Source organism: Achromobacter sp. KK8 (assembly GCF_054188005.1).
The window spans coordinates 864,852-881,845 of the sequence record NZ_CM135178.1 but is presented as its reverse complement, the minus strand read 5'-3'; the positions used below and the strand labels follow the sequence as shown (position 1 = coordinate 881,845).

Genomic DNA, 16,994 nt, shown 5'->3' with positions numbered 1-16,994 from the left:
GCGGATGTGTGCAATGCGCTCGGGCCCCGCTGAACCGGCTGGCGCCACGGTGGTGTTGGCCGGGCTGGAGAAAGCCGGCAAGTCGGCCCTGTTCCGCAGCCTGACCGGCCAGGCCGTGGGCGACGAGAGCAACGTGGCCGGCTCCACCGTGGCTTGTCGCGAGGCGGCGCTGCATGGGGCGCCGATGCGCCTGGTGGATACGCCCGGCGTGCGGTTGCGCGGCGACAGCGCCGCGACCCGGCTGGCCATGGCGCGCATGGTGCCGACGGCGGTGGTGGCGGTGGTCATGCGCGCCACCGATGCGCCCGATCTGATGCGCGAGGTGCTGGCCGCGCTGCACGGCGCGCGGCGGATCTGCGTAGTGCTGACCTTCGCCGACAAGTGCGATGACGCGCCCGCTCTGGCGGCGCGCTGCGGCGCGATCCTGGGCGTGCCGGTGGCGATCATCAACGCGCGCGCGCCGGCGGCGCGCGAATTGGCGGCGGTGCGCACCGCCCTGGCGGGCGCGGTGGCCCTGCCCGAGTTGCCGGCCCGGCCAATGCTGTGGCGGCCGGGACCCGCGCGCCGGCCGCAGCGCACGCCCTTCGAGCACGCGCTGCTGGGACCCTGGTGCGCGCTGCTGGCCTTGCTGCTCAGTTTCGCGCTGCCGGTCTACCTGGCCTATGGCCTGTCGGATTTCCTGCAGCCATGGGCCGACGCGGCCCTCATCGAGCCCCTGGACCATGCACTGGCAGGCGCGCCGCCCGCGTTGCGGACATTGCTGCTGGGCGGCTATGGCGTCGTCAGCCTGGGCTTGTATTCATTCATCTGGGCCTTTCCGGTGGTGGCGCTGATCGGCCTGGCGATGGCACTGACCGAGGAAAGCGGCATCAAGGACCGCATGACGGCGGCGCTGGATCCGGCGCTGCGGCACATCGGCCTGAGCGGGCGCGACCTGGTGCCGGTGCTGTCGGGTTTCGGCTGCAACGTGGTGGCGACGTTCCAGAGCCGGAGCTGCTCGACCTGCACGCGACGCGCCTGCGTCAGCCTGATCGCTTTCGGCTCGGCCTGCAGCTACCAGATCGGCGCGACGCTGTCGGTGTTCGGCGCGGCAGGGCGCATGGGGCTGTTCGCGCCGTACCTGCTGTTGCTGTTCGTGGTGGGCGCCGTGCACACGCGGCTCTGGCACGGCGCGTTGCGCGCCGAGGACGCCGCGCCGCTGGCGGGCGTGGCGTATCTGCAATGGCCGTCCTGGCGCGGCGTGGCCTGGCGCCTGCGGGCGGTGCTGGCGCAGTTCCTGAAGCAGGCGATGCCGGTGTTCCTGCTGATCTGCCTGGTGGCTTCGCTGCTGGATGGCGCGGGTGCGTTGCAGGCGCTGGCGGCATCGCTGCGCGAACCAATGGCGGCGCTGGGCCTGCCGGCGCAGGCGGCGGCCGGGGTGGTGTTCTCGGTGTTGCGCAAGGACGGCCTGCTGGCGTTGAACCAGGGGCAGGGCGCCTTGCTGGCGCAACTGGATGCGGCGCAGGTGTTCGTGCTCGTGTGGCTGGCATCGACCTGCTCGGCGTGCCTGGTGACGCTGTGGACGGTGGGCCGTGAACTCGGCGCCCGCCACGCCTGGACCCTGGCGGCCCGCCAGGCCGCGACCTCGGCGGTGACGGCCTGGCTGTTGGCGTGGCTGTTGATCTGAAAGGAGAATTTCGCCGGCTCTATGGCGAGGCGCACTGGCAGCGGGTGCAGCGGTGGTTCCGGCTGGCCAATGAGCCGCGCGCCGCGTTGGACGCGGCCCGGAGCGCCTAGCGCGGGCATCGACAGTCAACAGTACCCCGCGCGGGCCGGCGGATGGCGCGTGCGAGGCGATCCGGCCTGTTTCAGGGACCGGTGTCCGGATAGTTGGGGCCGGCATCATGGAAGCCGCCGCTGCTGTAAGGATTGGCGGCGCCCGGGTGCGGCGGGCCGCCGGGACCCAGCGAGGAACAGCCGCCCAGGATCAGCAGGGCGGCCAGCAAGGCAAGTGCGCGTGTGGTGGTGGCATGCATGGTCATCTCCGGCGGCTGCCCCTCGGCAGCCGCGTGCAGCGTATGGTGCTGTTGCCAGTTTACGCCCGGCGCGGCGGGGCGTGGTTCTTGCGGCTCGGGGGCGGGGTGCCGGGGAACGCGCCCCGGCCGCCGTATGCGCGGGCGACGCGAGGCGGCTTTGTGGCATGCTGCGGGCTGCCTGCCGTTTCCCGACCTTTCCCATGCCCAGATTGCTGTCGCGCCTGCGCGATTTCCTGCTGTTCTTCGCCACGGCGTCGTTGTTCGGCGCCTGCCTGACCGCCAAGCTGCGCACGGGCAGCTATGGGCTGGAAATTCCCCAGGCGCCCTATATGTACGAGCGCGCCGATTTCTTCCTCGATGCGATATTCGCCGGGCTGGTCGCGACGGCGGCCCTGGCGCTGGCCGAGCGGTTGTGGCGGGCCAGGCTGTCGGCGCCGGGGCGCGCCGCGCTCGTCGCCGTGGCGGCGTTGCTCGCCATCTATCTCGGGCCGCCCGACCCCCAAGTGTTCGGCAACACCTGGGCGCGCGGGGAGGCGACCTTCGAGTTGTTCCTGGACCAGTGGGATATCGCGCTGCCGCTGGCGCTGGCCGCCGCGGTTGTGCGCGGCGTCCTGCGCCGGACGGCCGGATCGCGGCGCTAGCCGCGCAGCCTGCGATCCAGTTCCAGCACGGTCTGGTACAGCACGCGGGTGCCGTCCAGCAGCTGCGCCGGCTCGATCCACTCCTCGGGGCAGTGGCTGCGCCCGTTCAGGCAGGGGATGAAGATCATGCCGATGGGGCCGGTGGGCGCCATGTAGACGGCGTCGTGGCCGGCGCCGCTGGGCAGGCGCATGCTGGCGTAGCCGAGCTGGTCGGCGGCGGCCTGCACCGCGTCCATCACCAGCGGCGTGCAGTCGGTGGGCTGGGCCCGGCTCAGTTGCACGAAGCCGGCGGTCAGGCGCAGCGCCTTCAGGTCGGCGGCCACGCCGGCCATCAGCGTTTCGGGGAAAGCGTCCAGCACGGCGTTGCTGTCGCTGCGCATTTCCAGCGTCAGTTCGACGCGGCCAGGCACGGCGTTGGCGGCGTTGGGCGTCATGGCGAGCTTGCCGACGGTGGCGACCACGTAGTGCGGCTTGCCGCTGGCGGCGCTGGCCTGGCGGCTGGCGGCGTCGATGATGCGGGCCGCGCCCACCAGGGCGTCGCGGCGGATGTCCATGGGCGTGGTGCCGGCGTGATCGGGCTGGCCTTCGACCGTGATCAGCACGCGGCGGATGCCGACGATGTTGGTGACCACGCCGATGGGCAGCTGGCGGCTTTCCAGCACCGGGCCTTGCTCGATGTGCAGTTCGACGAAGGCGGCGGTGCCGTCCGGGCCGCGCAGGGGCTGGGTCAGCGCGGTCGGATCGCCGCCGATGCGGGCGATGCCCTGCGCCAGCGTCTCGCCGTCGGCGTTGCGCGCGGCCAGCATGTCGGCGCTGAGTTGGCCGCTCAGGGCGCGGCTGCCGACGCAGGAGATGCCGTAGTCGCTGGGTTCTTCCGACAGGAAGTCGATGACCTCGAAGGGATGCTCCAGTTCGATGCCGTGTTCCCGCATGGTGTGGGCGACCTCGATGCCGGCCAGCACGCCGATGATGCCGTCAAAGCGGCCGCCGCTCATCACGGTGTCGCAGTGCGAGCCGGTGGCGATGGGCTGGCGTTGCGCGTTGCGGCCGGCGCGGGTGCCGATGAGGTTGCCGCCGGCGTCCAGGCGGGTGGTCAAACCCGCGGCCTCGAATTCACCGCGCAGCCAGTCGCGCGCTTCGAGGAACAGCGGCGAAAAGGCGCGGCGGGTCCAGGGCTGGTCGGGCAGGGTGTAGCGTGACAGGGTCTCGACACGCTGCCAGAGGCGCTCGGCGTTCAATGGGGGCAAGGACATAGCCATTTCACGCCTTGCGCGGACGCAGGAAGCGGCCGTCGCCCTGGTTGTTGACGATGCGGCGGCCGTCGTAGACCTGCTGGCCGCGGCACCAGGTGCCGGCCACGCGCACGGTGAACTCGCGGCCCTCGAACGAACTCCATTGCACCGCCGACAGGCTGGTGGACGGATCGTAGGCATGGCGCTCCGGCGTCAGGATGACGATGTCGGCGTCCTTGCCGACGTCCAGCGTGCCCTTGCGGTCGTCCAGCAGGAAGTGGCGCGCGGGGTTGTCGCACAGTTGGCGCACCACCATCGACGGCGAGATGCCGTGTTCCTCGCAACCGGTCCAGAAGGCCGGCAGCAGCGTTTCCAGGCCCGGGCCGCCGGACGAGTTCTTGAAGACGTTGGGGTTCTGTTTGCGCTCCAGGCCCCAGCTGACGTGATCCGACGACACGAAGGTGCATTCGTCGTTGGCGATGTGGGTCCACAGCAGGTCGACCTCGGCCTTGGGGCGGATCGGCGGGTAATGCTTGGTCTTGGCGCCGAAGCGGCGCGTGTGTTCCTCGTGGTTCAGCATCAGGTACTGCACGCAGGTCTCGATGCTGGCGCGGTGGCCGTTGCGGCGGTACATGTTGCAGATCTCGAAGCCGCGCGAGGTCGACACGTGCACCGCGTGGGCGCGGGCGCCGGTTTCGGCGCCGATCTCGTAGATCAGCGCGGTGGCCAGGTTCTCGATCAGGGGCGTATGGGCGCGCATGAAGGCGTCCCAGCCGGTGTCGTCGGCCTCGATCAGGCGGGCGATGTTCTTGCGCGTCATCTCCTGCATCTGGTTGTGCACGCCGCACACCAGGCCGGACGGCGCGATCAGGCGGAAAGCCTCGTACAGGTCGTCTTCCTCGATACGCGGGAAGCGGCCGGGGGTGGCTTCGAAGGTCGAGAACTTGAAGGCACAGACGCCGCCTTCGATCAGGCCGGCGGCGGCCGCCAGGCCGTGTTCCTTGTTCAGGGTGCCGAACAGCGCCACGTCGACGTGGCAGTCGCGCTCGACCTCGGCGATCTTGGCGTCCAGGTGCGGGCGCGAGGCGACCGGTTCGGGATCGTCGTAGGGCATGTCGACCATGACCGTGACGCCGCCGGCGGCGGCGGCGCGCGAAGCCCAGCCCAGCCCTTCCTGGTTGGCCTGGCTGCCGGAGTGCACCTGGCCGTCGACCACGCCGGGGATGATCCACTGCCCGCTGGCGTCGACGCTGTCGCGCGCCGCGGGGGCCGCGCCGGCGCCGCGCGCGGCGATCCTGCCGTCCCGCACGGCCAGCCAGCCGTTTTCCACGATGCCGTGCGGATCGACGATATTGCCGCGCACCACCCAATCGAAATCGCTCATGACCCCTTCCATCCAATGAAGAACTGAAGGGCAGTGTAGTAAGCGCGATTCAAAACGTCTTATGCTTATATGTGCATGGGAATTAACATCAGGTTAAGCATATGAAATTGAATCTGCGCCAGATCGAGGTCTTCCGCGCCATCATGTTGAGCGGCTCGATCAGTGGCGCTTCCAAGCTGCTGTTCGTGTCGCAACCGGCCGTCAGCCGGCTCATCGCCTACACCGAGCAGCGCCTGGGCCTGATGCTGTTCGAGCGCATCAAGGGGCGGCTGTACCCCACGCCGGAAGCGCGGCGGCTGTTCGTCGAAGTGACCGCGCTCTACCAGAACGTGCAGCGCGTCAACGAGGTGGCCGACAACCTGGCCGAGAACCGCGAGGGCCAGTTGCGCCTGTCCTGTAGCCCGAGCCTGGGCCAGTCGCTGCTGCCGCGCGCCATCGCCCGCTTTCGCCAACTGCATCCGGAAATCCGCATCGTGCTGCAGACGCTGATCCCGGCGGTGATGGAGCAGTCGCTGCTGACCCAGCAGGTGGAGCTGGGCGTGGCCTACATGCCGGTGAATCATCCCAGCCTGGCGACCCGGCCGCTGTACGAGAACCGCATCGTGGCGGTGCTGCCGGCCGGCCATCCGCTGGCCGCGCGCCGCCAGGTGACCGCCGCCGAACTGGCGCGCGAGCCGTTGATCGGCTATAGCGCCGACATTCCCTTCGGCATGCTGGTGCATAAGCTGTTCGGCGCCGAGGACGCGCAGCCCGAGCCGCGCATCGAGGTGCAGCAGGCGCACGTGGCCTGCGCCCTGGTGCAGGCCGGCGCCGGGGTGGCGCTGGTGGACGAGATCACCGTGGCCGGCCCGATCTGGTCGCAGGTGGTGACCGTGCCGATCGCCGATACCGTCAGCGCGCCGGTCAATGTGTTCCACCTGCAATTGCAGCCGTTGTCGCGCTTGGCGCAGGCCTTCATCGACGTGCTGCTGGCGCTCGACCAGCCCGTTTCCCTCTGAGCTTTGCGCCGGCGGGCGCCTGGGGATATCCCTAGGTGCCCTTTGCGCCCGGCCGGTCGCTCCCTCGGGGCGCGCCCCGCTATTAACCCAATGTTATGAACAAGGCATAAAAGGTAATACGACATTAACAGGATTGGTTCCTATGATGCCCTCGTCCATCCAGCGCAAAACGCCGCTGGAGCCGCTAAACGCAATCGGGAAAGGAAGGGCGCAGCAATGGGAAGAATCTTGACGATGCAGGATGTCGAAGCCGCGGTCAGGGGCGGTTCGGTGTTTGCCTGTGGCGGGGGCGGCTGGGCCGAGCATGGCCGCGAACTGGGATCGCTGGCCGTGACCATCGGCCGGCCCGAGTTGGTGTCGATGGACGAAGTGCCCGATGACGCCTGGATCGCCACCGCCGCCGCCATCGGCGCGCCGGGCGGCCTGACCGACTGGCAGATGCTGGGCATCGACTACGTCAAGGCGGCCGAGCGCCTGCAGGACGCGCTGGGCGAGCGCCTGTATGGCCTCATCATCGGCCAGAACGGCATGTCCAGCACGCTCAACGGCTGGCTGCCGTCGGCGGTGCTGGGCACCAAGGTGGTGGACGCGGTGGGCGACATCCGCGCCCATCCCACCGGCGACATGGGTTCGCTGGGCCTGGCCGGCAGCCCCGAGCCGATGATCCAGTGCGCCGTGGGCGGCAACCGCGCCAACAACGCCTATATGGAACTGACCGTGCACGGCGCCACCGGCAAGGTGTCGCCGGTGTTGCGCAAGGCCGCCGACATGGCCGGCGGCTTCATCGCCAGCTGCCGCAATCCGATCCGCGCCTCGTACGTGCGGCGCCACGCCGCGCTGGGCGGCATCAGCCGCGCGCTGGCGCTGGGCGAAGCCATCCTGGCGGCGCAGCCCAAGGGCGGCAGCGCCGTGATCGACGCCATCTGCAAGGCCACGCAGGGCGAGATCATCGGTTCCGGCAAGGTGGTGCGCAACACCCTCAAGTACACCGAGGAAGCCTTCGACATCGGCACGGTCGAGATCGGCGAGGGCGCGGGCAAGCGCGTCATCCACGTCATGAACGAGCACATGGCCGTGACCGACGCGCAGGGCGAGCGCATCGCCTGCTATCCGGACGTGATCACCACGCTGGACGCCGACGGCAATCCGGTCAGCGCCGGCAAGCTGCGCGAGGGCTTGCAGGTGTCCATCCTGCACGTGTCCAAGCAGCGCATCCCGCTGTCCTCCAGCGTCACCGACGCGTCGGTCTACCCCATCGTCGAGAAGGCGCTGGGCATGGACTTCACCGGCTACGCGCTGGGTCGCTGAGGGGGCGCTGATGAAACGTGAATTCAAGGTGCCGGGCGGCGCCACGCTGCGTTGCAAGGGCTGGCGCCAGGAAGCGCTGCTGCGCCTCCTGGAGAACGTGCTGGCGGTGGGCGAGGATCCCGCCAACCTGGTGGTGTACGCGGCGCTGGGCCGCGCCGCGCGCGACTGGCCGTCGCACGACGCCATCGTGCGAGCGCTGACGACGCTGGAAGAGGACCAGACCCTGATCGTGCAGTCCGGCAAGCCCATCGGCGTGCTGCGCACCCATCCGCAGGCGCCGATCGTGATCATGGCCAACTGCAATATGGTGGGGCAGTGGGCGCATGCCGAGAACTTCTACCGCATGCAGGACGACAACCTGATCTGCTGGGGCGGCCTGACCGCCGGCGACTGGCAGTACATCGGCTCGCAGGGCGTGATCCAGGGCACCTACGAGATCTTCTCGCGCATCGCCGAGCGCCATTTCGACAACGACCTGCGCGGCCGCTTCATCCTGACCGCGGGCATGGGCGGCATGGGCGGCGCCCAGCCGCTGGCGGGCCGCATGGCCAACGCCGCCATCCTGACGGTCGAGATCGATCCGGAACGCATCGAGAAACGCATCAAGGCCGGCTTCCTGGAGTGCCGTGCCGACTCGCTGGACGAGGCGCTGGCGCTGATCCGCGACGCGCAGGCGGCGCGCCGTCCGCTGTCGGTGGGCCTGCTCGGCAATGCCGCCGACGTGTATCCCGAGATCCTGGCGCGCGGCATCGTGCCCGACATCGTCACCGACCAGACCTCGGCGCATGACCTGGTCTACGGCTACGTGCCGGCCGGCCACACGCTGGAGCAGGTGGCGCGCATGCGCCGCGACGACATGGCCGGCCTGATGGACGCCAGCCGCCGCTCGATCGTGCGCCACGTCACCGCGATGCTGGGTTTCAAGGACCGCGGCGCGGTGGTGTTCGACAACGGCAACCTGATCCGCACCCATGCGAAGCAGGGCGGCGTCGAGCGCGCCTTCGAGATCCCGGTGTTCACCGAGGCCTTCCTGCGCCCGCTGTTCGCGCGCGCCATCGGCCCGTTCCGCTGGATCGCGCTGTCCAACGACCCCGGTGACATCCGCAAGATCGACGACTTCCTGCTGCGGCGCTTCCCCGACAACCTGATCGTGTCCAACTGGATCCGGCTGGCGCGCGAATCGGTGCCGTTCGAGGGCCTGCCCGCGCGCATCGCCTGGCTCGGCCACGGCGAGCGCACGGAACTGGCGCTGGAGGTGAACCGCATGGTGCGCGCCGGCATCCTGGCTGCGCCGGTGGCCTTCACCCGCGACCACCTGGACGCCGGCGCCATGGCGCATCCGAACATCATGACCGAGAACATGCGCGACGGCTCCGACGCCATCGCCGACTGGCCGCTGCTGAACGCGATGATCAACTGTTCGTCCAGCGCCGACCTGGTGGCGATCCACTCGGGCGGCGGCGGCTACAGCGGCTATATGACCAGCGCCGGCGTGACGGTGGTGGCCGATGGCACCGACGCGGCGGCGCAGCGCCTGTCGCTGTCGCTGACCAACGACACCGCCAGCGGCGTGCTGCGCTATGCCGACGCCGGCTACGAAGAGGCGCTGGACGAAGTGGGCAGGAAGGGTATCGACCGTATCGACACGACGGCGACGCAGGTTTGAAAGGCAATACATAACAGCCCCGGATACGGGGCGAATCAACGGGAACGTCAATGAAAAACATCGCAATCAACCCGGGCGCGGGGATGGTGGGGGGCAATGCCGCCCACGCGGGCGCCGACGAGCACAAGGGCGCCAAGAAGGCGGTCATCGCCGCTTCCATCGGCAACGCCCTGGAGTGGTACGACTTTTCGGTCTACGCGCTGTTCGCGGTGTACATCGGGCAGAACTTCTTCCACAACGAAGATCCGACGGTGCAGCTGATGGCCTCGTTCCTGGCCTTCGGGCTGGGCTTCGTGGTGCGGCCCCTGGGCGCGCTGATGCTGGGGGCGTACGGCGACCGCGCCGGCCGCAAGGCCGCGCTGACGCTGACCATCATGCTGATGGCGCTGGGCACGCTGCTGATCGCCATCGCGCCGCCGTACGCCGCCATCGGCGTGGGCGCGCCGCTGCTGATCGTGTGCGGCCGCATGCTGCAGGGGTTCTCGGCCGGCGGCGAAGTGGGCGGCGCCACCGCCTTCCTGGTCGAGCATGCGCCGGCCGGCAAGCGGGGCCAGTATGCGTCGTGGCTGCAGGCCAGCATGGGCATCTCCAACCTGCTTGGCGCGCTGGTCGCCACGCTGGTGACCACGCTGCTGACCGAAGACCAGGTGGGCGAGTGGGGCTGGCGCATTCCGTTCATCGTCGGTCTGTCGATCGCGCCGGTGGGCCTGTGGATGCGCCGCACGCTGGACGAGACGCCGCATTTCCGCGAAGAGCAGCAGCGCCAGGCCGCCAGCGGCAAGCCCGTCAAGGCGCCGCTCTTGAGCGTGCTGCGCGACTATCCGCGCGAGCTGTTCACCGGCCTGTGCATGTCGGTGCTGTGGGCCATCGGCCCGTACGCGCTGATCATCTTCATGCCGATCTACGTGCAAAAGAGCATGGGTTTCACCAGCTCGCAGGCCTTCCTGGGCGCGCTGATCGGCAACCTGTTCCTGATCGGCGGCTGCTTCTTCTCGGGCACCCTGTCCGACCGCTATGGCCGTCGCACCGTGTTGCGGGCCTCGGCGCTGTTGCTGCTGATCGCGGTGTATCCGCTGATGATGTGGCTGCAGGCCAACCACACCCAGTTCGCGCTGATCGTGGTGCAGTCGTCGTTCTGCCTGCTGGTGGCGCTGTACGTCGGCACCGCGCCGTCGGCGCTGTCGGAAGTGTTCCCGACGGCGGTGCGCTCGTCCGGCATGTCCCTGGCCTACAACACCGCGGTGACGGTGCTGGGCGGCTTCGCGCCGGCCATCCTGACCTGGATCACCTACACCACCGGCGTGGCCTTCGCGCCGGCGCTGTACGTGATGGGCGCCTGCGTGGTGGCGTTGGTGGCGTTGACCGTGCTGCCGCAGAAGAATCATGTCTGAGGCCCACATGCGGTTCGCGGATGTGGCGCCGGCAAGCTTGCCGGCGTGCCGGTTGGCCGCCGGCGGCCTGCGCCGCTGGTTCGGCCGCGCCGCCGCTGCGCTGGGCGTGGCGGCGATGCTGGCCGCGCCCGCCGCGCCAGCCGCGCCGGCGGCGGAGGGCGCCGAACTGGTGCTGCTGGGCGTGGCCGGCGGCCCGACCTGGTACGGCAATGAGGCGCCCCACGGCATCTCATCGGCGCTGGTGGTGGACGGCAAGGCCTACCTGGTCGACCTGGGCTCGGGCGCCTACCGGCAATTGCGCCGCGCCGGCATCAAGCCCGGCGCCGAGCAGGCCGTGTTCCTCACGCACCTGCATACGGACCACATCATCGACCTGGCCAGCCTGCTGATGTACGACCCCAGCGCGCGCCGCCGCGCCAAGGCGTCGTTGCAGATCTACGGGCCGGGCCGCCGCGGCGCTTTGCCGCCGCTGGCGCCGGGCCTGGCGGGCGATCCGGTGATCCATGCCGAGAACCCCGGAGCCGGCACGGCGGACCTGGTGGACTCGATGGTGGCGGGCATGGCCGCCGACCTGAACATCCGCGTGCGCAGCGAAGGCGTGCCGGATGTGCGCGGTTTCTTCCAGGCCCACGACATCGTCGTGCCGGCCGGGGTGGTTAAGGATCCGAACGTCGATCCCGCGCCGCCGATGGAGCCCTTCGAGGTCTGGCGCGACGAGCGCGTGACGGTCAGCGCCATCCTGGTGCCGCACGGGCTGGTGTATCCCAACTTCGCCTACCGCTTCGACACCGCGTCGGGATCGGTGGTGTTCTCCGGCGACACCGCGCTCAGTCCCAACCTGGTCAAGCTGGCGCGCGGCGCCGACATCCTGGTGCACGAGGCGATCGATCCCGCCTGGGTCGACCACATCGTCGGCCCCAAGCCATGGGATGCGCGCCAGCAGGCGCTGGCGCGGCAGCTGCTGGAGGCGCACACCACGCCGCAGCAGGCGGGCGAGGCGGCCACGCGGGCCGGTGTGCGCAAGCTGGTGCTGTCGCACCTGGTGCCAGGCGACGCGCCGGCCGAGCATTGGCTGCATGCCCGCGAGACCTTCAAGGGGCCGGTGGTGCTGGGCCAGGATTTGATGCGTATTCCCGTGAAGCAACCGTAAGCATCGTCGGAGGCGAGATGAAGTCTTTGTGTGTTGATACCCACCGACGCGCGGCGCGCGCGTGCGGCCGGATGGCGCTGCTGGCGTCGCTGATGTTGGCCACGGCCGCGCAGGCGGCAGCCGATTGCAGCGTGACGCTGGACGGCAAATCGCTGACCGCGGCGCAGGTGCTGGCGGTGGCGCGGCAGGATTGCGCCGTCGCCATCGCGCCGGCCGCTGCCCAGCGCGCGGCGCGCGCCTACGACCTGCTGCTGGCCTACGCGCGCCTGGACAAGCCGGTCTATGGCCTGAACCGGGGCGTTGGCCTGAACAAGGACCAGACCATCTTCCAGGGCGGCGAGATCTCGCCCGAGGTGCGGCGCCTGTCCGAACAGTTCAACCGCAACCTGCTGCATTCGCACAGCGCGGCCTATGGCGCCGAGGCGCCGCGCGACGTGACCCGCGCCGCCATGCTGATCCGCCTGAACACCGCGCTGTTCGGCGGTTCGGGCATGCAGCCGGCCGTGCTGGAGCAATACGCCGCCTTCCTGAACCGCGACGTGACGCCGGTGATGCTGGGCGAGGGCTCGGTCGGCCAGGCCGACATCACCATCCTGCCGCAGATCGGGCTGGTGATGATGGGCGAGGGCGAAGCCTGGCATGGCGGCCAGCGCATGAGTGCCGCGCAAGCCTTGCGCGAGGCCGGCCTGGCGCCGGTGCGCCCATTCGGCAAGGACGCGCTGGCGATGGTCAGCTCCAACGCCTACGGCGCCGCGCTGGCGGTGCTGGCCGCGCACGATGCGCGCGCGCTGCTGGCGCAGGCCGACGCCGTGGCGGCCTTGTCGCTGGAAGGCCTGGACGGCAACCTGGCGCCGTTGTTGCCGCCGGCCCAGGCGCAGCGACCCTACGCCGGCCAGCGTCAGACCGCCGAACGCATGCTGGGCCTGCTGCGTGGCAGCGCGCTGTGGCGGCGCGATGCGCAGCGGCCGCTGCAGGATCCGCTGAGCTTTCGCACCGTGAGCCAGGTGCATGGCGCGGCGCGCGACCTTTTGGCGTTGCTGGATCGCCAATTGCAATTGCAGATCAACAGTTCGGATGACAATCCCACCGTGGTGCTGGACGCCGCGCCAGCGGCCGACGCATCGGACTACGAAACGCAGTACTACGTGACCGACGGACCGGTGCGCGGGGCGGTGATGCCCAGCGCGGGTTTCGACCCCAGCGCCTGGGTGCTGCCGCTGCAAGGCACCGCCGTCGCCCTGTCGCAGGTGGCGCAGTTGTCGGCGCAACGCACTCTGCGCCTGACGGACCCGGGCTTCACGCGGCTGCCGCGCTTTCTCAGCCCGGGCAATGGCGCCATCGGCTATGGCCCGATCCAGAAGACGGTGTCCTCGCTGGCGGCGGACGTGCGCGCCCTGGCCGGACCGGTCGTGACCGATGTGCAGCCGCAGGCCGGCAACATCGAGGACGTCGGCACCAACGCGTCGCTGACCGGGCTGCGTGTGAGGGGCCAGATCGTCGCGCTGACGCGGCTGCTGGCGGTTGAACTGATGCACGGCGCCCAGGCGGTCGACCTGCGCTATCCACAGGGGCCGGCCGCCGCGCTGGGCCAGGGCACCGCCAGCCTGTGGCGGGATTTCCGCAAACAGGTGCCTTACATGGCCGAAGACCGGCGCAATGATACCGATGTCATCACCGCCACGGCCTTTCTGCGCCAGGCGCGTGGCGGCGAGTCGGCCTGGGCGCGCGCCGATACGGCGCGCTGAGCGGCGGTCAGCGGAAATCGGCTCGCGCCCGGCGGAAATGCCCCCGGGCGTGCGCGCGGTTTTTCCCGTGGAACAGTGCGTTGCGCCGCCACCGCCCGCGCGGTGGCCTGGAGGCGCTTTGCGGCGGGCGATTTGCGCTACATTTGCCCGACGCGCGCGGGGCGCCAGCCAGGCGCCGCGCCTGTCACAATCGTCATCCCTTACCGCCACCGGATCTCCAGGAGCTCCCCGCATGTCCTCCCTAGACTCGTTCGCCATCACCCGGAAATGGCCCGCCCGGCATCCCGACCGCATCCAGCTGTATTCGCTGCCCACGCCCAACGGCGTCAAGGTGTCGATCCTGCTGGAAGAGCTGGGCCTGCCCTACGAGCCGCACCGGGTCAGTTTCGATTCGCAGGACCAGTTCACCCCGGAGTTCCTGTCGCTCAGCCCGAACAACAAGATCCCCGCGATCCTCGATCCCAATGGCCCGGACGGCAAGCCGCTGGCGCTGTTCGAGTCCGGCGCCATCCTGGTATACCTGGCCAGCAAGACCGGCCAGTTCATCCCCGCCGACACCGCCGGCCGCTTCGAAACGCTGCAGTGGGTGATGTTCCAGATGGGCGGCATCGGCCCGATGTTCGGCCAGCTGGGCTTTTTCCACAAGTTCGCCGGCAAGGACTACGAGGACAAGCGCCCGCGCGACCGCTACGTGGCCGAATCCAAGCGCCTGCTGGGCGTGCTGGACAAGCGCCTGGATGGGCGCGACTGGGTCATGGGCGAGCAATACACCATTGCCGATATCGCCATCCTGCCGTGGGTGCGCAACCTTATCGGCTTCTACGGCGCGGGTGACCTGGTCGACTTTCCGCAGTTCAGGAACGTGGCCCGCGTGCTGGAAACCTTCGTGGCGCGTCCGGCCGTGGTGAAGGGCCTGGCGATCCCGGCCTGACGGCCCCCAATTGATGCCGGTCCGGCGGCTCATCGCGGCCCGCCGGAGCGGCCCGATCCGCGCATTCAGGAGATCGTTCCCCTGTTAATTAGTCTGAGGGATCGGGCCGGTTTGCGCCGCATCAAACAACGCCGATACTTTCATTCTTTTCGGTCATATGCTTATTACCAAAAAGCGTAAGCTGCCTCCATAAGCTGGACCACGCAGTACGAACACCCCGACGTGCGCGCTGGCCGGCAGCAACGGAGGGATGGAATGAAGCACTTCGGGATCAAGGCGGTGGCGCTATTGGCGCTGGCGGGCCTGGGCGGCGGTATCGGCGGCGCCCACCTGTTGACCACCGTCCGCAAGACGGACAGCACGGCGGTCGTCGATCCGCAGGACCGCCGGCTGGCCGAAGCCGGCGCCTACATCGCGCGCACCGCCGACTGTATTGCCTGTCATAGCGCGCCGGGCGACAAGCCGTTCTCGGGCGGCCTGGCGATGCAGACGCCGGTGGGCACCATCTACTCCTCCAACATCACGCCCGACAAGCGCACCGGCATTGGCGCCTACAGCTACGCCGACTTCAAGAACGCGGTGCAATACGGCATCCGCAAGGATGGCGCCACGCTCTACCCGGCCATGCCGTATCCGTCGTACGCCATCATGCCCGACGCGGACATCCAGGCGCTCTACGCGTATTTCATGTCGCAGGTCGAGCCCGTGGACAAACCCAGCGCCGACTCCACCATTCCGTGGCCCTTGAACATGCGCTGGCCCATGGCCTGGTGGCAGCTGGTGTTCGCCGGCAAGCGCGACTTCGCCGCGCCGGCGGGCGCGGACGAGCAGGTCCGGCGCGGCGCGTACCTGGTGGAAGGTCCGGGCCATTGCGGCGCCTGCCACACGCCGCGCGGCCTGGCCTACCAGGAAAAGGCGCTGTCCATGGCGGACGGCGACGCCTTCCTTTCCGGCGCCGTGATCGACGGCTGGCGCGCCAAGAGCCTGCGCGGCGAAGCCCGCGGCCTGGCCTCCTGGAGCGCGGACGACATCGCCCTGTTCCTGAAGACCGGCCGCACCGACAGGGTCGCGGTGTTCGGCGCCATGGCCGACGTGGTCGAGCACAGCACGCGTCACTTCACCGATGACGACCTGGCCAGCATCGCGGCCTACCTGAAGCAACTGCCGCCGGTGCCGGGCAAGGCGCCGGTGTTCCCCGCCAAGGCTGACAACACCACGGCGTCCCTGCTGGCTGGCCGCTACGACTCGCGCGGCGCGGTGATCTACATGGAGCATTGCGTCATCTGCCATCGCGCCGACGGCCAGGGCATGCCGCGCATCTTCCCGGCGCTGGCGGGCAACTCGGCGATCTTCGCGCAGAACCCCCAGTCCATCATCCAGATCACGCTGGAAGGCGGCAAGATGCCCGAAAGCGACCGCGATTCCATGGCTTTCGCCATGCCGCGCTTCAACCACCTGAGCGACCAGGACATCACCGACGTCATCAACTTCATCCGCACGGCCTGGACCAACCAGGCGCCGCCGATCGCCAGCGACGAGGTCGCGCACATCCGTGGTTTCCTGGCCAGCAAGAAGCCGAACATCGTGTCGGGAGGCAAGCATGAATAAGCTGTACAAAATCGCCGCCACGGTGGCGCTGATGGCCGGGGGCGGCATGGCCGCGCTGGCGGCGCCGCCGGCGCCGGCCGGCGAGGCCAAGACCTTCGCGGTGCTCGACAAGGACGGCAAGCGGCTGCCCGACTACACCATCCCGTCCGACACCTCGATCGACAAGGAACCCAACGCCGAACAGATCCGCTACGGCCAGCGCCTGCTCAACGAAACCCGCCGCCTGTTGCCGAACAACACGGGCGCCAGCCTCAATTGCAGCAGCTGCCATGTGCAGCAGGGCAAGAAGCCGCTGGGCGCGCCGTACATCAACTCGGTCAACTCGTTCCCGCAGTTCAATCCGCGCTCGGGCCGGGTCGTGTCGCTGGCGGACCGCATCAACGGCTGTTTCCAGCGCTCGATGAACGGCAAGCCGCTGGACAAGGAATCGCCCGAAATGCTGGCGATGCTGGCCTACATGAAGTGGCTGGCCCAGGACGTGCCGCACGGCGCGCAAGTGCAGATCAAGAACGCCTGGCCCATCGACACCAAGCTGGTGCCGGATGCGGCGCGCGGCAAGACCCTGTACGCGGCGCAGTGCGCGGCCTGCCACGGCGCCAATGGCGAAGGCAAGCGCGACCGCGCCGGCAACATCGTGTTCCCGCCGTTGTGGGGCGACGAATCATTCAATATTGGCGCCGGCCTGGCGCGCACCTACAAGGCAGCCGCCTTCATCCGCAACAGCATGCCGATGGGCGTGAACACCCATGGCAACTGGGGCGAGGGCAAGGTGCTGTCGGACCAGGACGCGGTGGACGTGGCCGAGTACTTCACGCACATGCCGCGCCCGGATTTCCCGCCCAAGGACAAGGACTGGCCGAACGGCAAGAAGCCCAAGGACGCGCGCTATTGAGCAACCGAGCCGGACGCGCGGGCCGGTCCCGTC

Annotated in this window: 14 protein-coding genes; 11 read left to right on the top strand and 3 right to left on the bottom strand. The window is 69.3% G+C overall.

Features of this window, described 5'->3' with window-relative positions; genetic code table 11:
- The first annotated feature begins 13 nt into the window (after window positions 1-13).
- A complete protein-coding gene (locus tag ACVN9Z_RS04045) occupies window positions 14-1,666 on the top strand; it encodes a nucleoside recognition domain-containing protein (protein ID WP_458213150.1) in 1,653 nt (550 codons plus the stop codon).
- 181 nt (window positions 1,667-1,847) lie between these two features.
- Here the strand turns inward: ACVN9Z_RS04045 and ACVN9Z_RS04040 are convergent, their stop codons facing one another.
- Complete coding sequence (locus ACVN9Z_RS04040) at window positions 1,848-2,015, bottom strand: hypothetical protein (RefSeq protein WP_006385798.1); 168 nt, start codon at window positions 2,013-2,015, stop codon at window positions 1,848-1,850.
- A 200-nt stretch (window positions 2,016-2,215) separates the two neighbouring features.
- On the opposite strand from ACVN9Z_RS04040, the gene ACVN9Z_RS04035 reads away from it, so the two are divergent.
- Window positions 2,216-2,656: a hypothetical protein gene (locus ACVN9Z_RS04035; protein WP_054486015.1), complete on the top strand. Its 441-nt coding sequence runs from the start codon at window positions 2,216-2,218 to the stop codon at window positions 2,654-2,656.
- Here ACVN9Z_RS04035 and ACVN9Z_RS04030 read toward each other — a convergent pair.
- Window positions 2,653-3,915 carry an allantoate amidohydrolase gene (locus ACVN9Z_RS04030; RefSeq protein WP_458213149.1) on the bottom strand — a complete coding sequence of 421 codons (1,263 nt, stop codon included), beginning with the start codon at window positions 3,913-3,915 and terminating at the stop codon, window positions 2,653-2,655. The two genes, ACVN9Z_RS04035 and ACVN9Z_RS04030, sit on opposite strands and share 4 nt — an antisense overlap.
- A gap of 1 nt (window position 3,916) precedes the next feature.
- Window positions 3,917-5,272 carry a dihydroorotase gene (locus ACVN9Z_RS04025; RefSeq protein WP_458213148.1) on the bottom strand — a complete coding sequence of 452 codons (1,356 nt, stop codon included), beginning with the start codon at window positions 5,270-5,272 and terminating at the stop codon, window positions 3,917-3,919.
- 101 nt (window positions 5,273-5,373) lie between these two features.
- On the opposite strand from ACVN9Z_RS04025, the gene ACVN9Z_RS04020 reads away from it, so the two are divergent.
- The 9 genes from ACVN9Z_RS04020 to ACVN9Z_RS03980 all read left to right on the top strand — a co-directional run bounded on the left by ACVN9Z_RS04020 (window position 5,374) and on the right by ACVN9Z_RS03980 (window position 16,961).
- Window positions 5,374-6,270 (top strand): LysR family transcriptional regulator, encoded by an 897-nt coding sequence (locus ACVN9Z_RS04020; RefSeq protein ID WP_006385802.1) that lies wholly within the window; start codon window positions 5,374-5,376, stop codon window positions 6,268-6,270.
- Between the two features lie 216 nt (window positions 6,271-6,486).
- On the top strand, window positions 6,487-7,578 hold the full coding sequence (locus tag ACVN9Z_RS04015; RefSeq protein WP_054499216.1) for a DUF917 domain-containing protein: 1,092 nt from the start codon (window positions 6,487-6,489) through the stop codon (window positions 7,576-7,578).
- Window positions 7,579-7,588: 10 nt separating this feature from the next.
- Window positions 7,589-9,244, top strand: a complete 1,656-nt coding sequence (locus ACVN9Z_RS04010; RefSeq protein ID WP_458213147.1) for a urocanate hydratase — start codon at window positions 7,589-7,591, stop codon at window positions 9,242-9,244.
- Window positions 9,245-9,294: 50 nt separating this feature from the next.
- Window positions 9,295-10,635, top strand: coding sequence for an MFS transporter (locus ACVN9Z_RS04005; protein WP_006385805.1), 1,341 nt, complete (start codon window positions 9,295-9,297; stop codon window positions 10,633-10,635).
- A complete protein-coding gene (locus ACVN9Z_RS04000; RefSeq protein WP_458213146.1) occupies window positions 10,628-11,785 on the top strand; it encodes an MBL fold metallo-hydrolase in 1,158 nt (385 codons plus the stop codon). Before ACVN9Z_RS04005 ends, ACVN9Z_RS04000 begins: the two co-directional genes overlap by 8 nt.
- Before the next feature lie 71 nt (window positions 11,786-11,856).
- Window positions 11,857-13,530, top strand: coding sequence for an HAL/PAL/TAL family ammonia-lyase (locus ACVN9Z_RS03995; RefSeq protein WP_429942121.1), 1,674 nt, complete (start codon window positions 11,857-11,859; stop codon window positions 13,528-13,530).
- A gap of 232 nt (window positions 13,531-13,762) precedes the next feature.
- Window positions 13,763-14,461 (top strand): glutathione S-transferase N-terminal domain-containing protein, encoded by a 699-nt coding sequence (locus ACVN9Z_RS03990; protein ID WP_054516012.1) that lies wholly within the window; start codon window positions 13,763-13,765, stop codon window positions 14,459-14,461.
- 255 nt (window positions 14,462-14,716) lie between these two features.
- Window positions 14,717-16,069 carry a c-type cytochrome gene (locus tag ACVN9Z_RS03985; RefSeq protein WP_458213145.1) on the top strand — a complete coding sequence of 451 codons (1,353 nt, stop codon included), beginning with the start codon at window positions 14,717-14,719 and terminating at the stop codon, window positions 16,067-16,069.
- The gene (locus ACVN9Z_RS03980; protein WP_458213144.1) at window positions 16,062-16,961 is read left to right on the top strand and encodes a c-type cytochrome; all 900 of its coding nucleotides are present in this window, start codon (window positions 16,062-16,064) and stop codon (window positions 16,959-16,961) included. The genes ACVN9Z_RS03985 and ACVN9Z_RS03980 overlap by 8 nt, the downstream gene beginning before the upstream one ends.
- The last annotated feature ends 33 nt before the right edge of the window (window positions 16,962-16,994 follow it).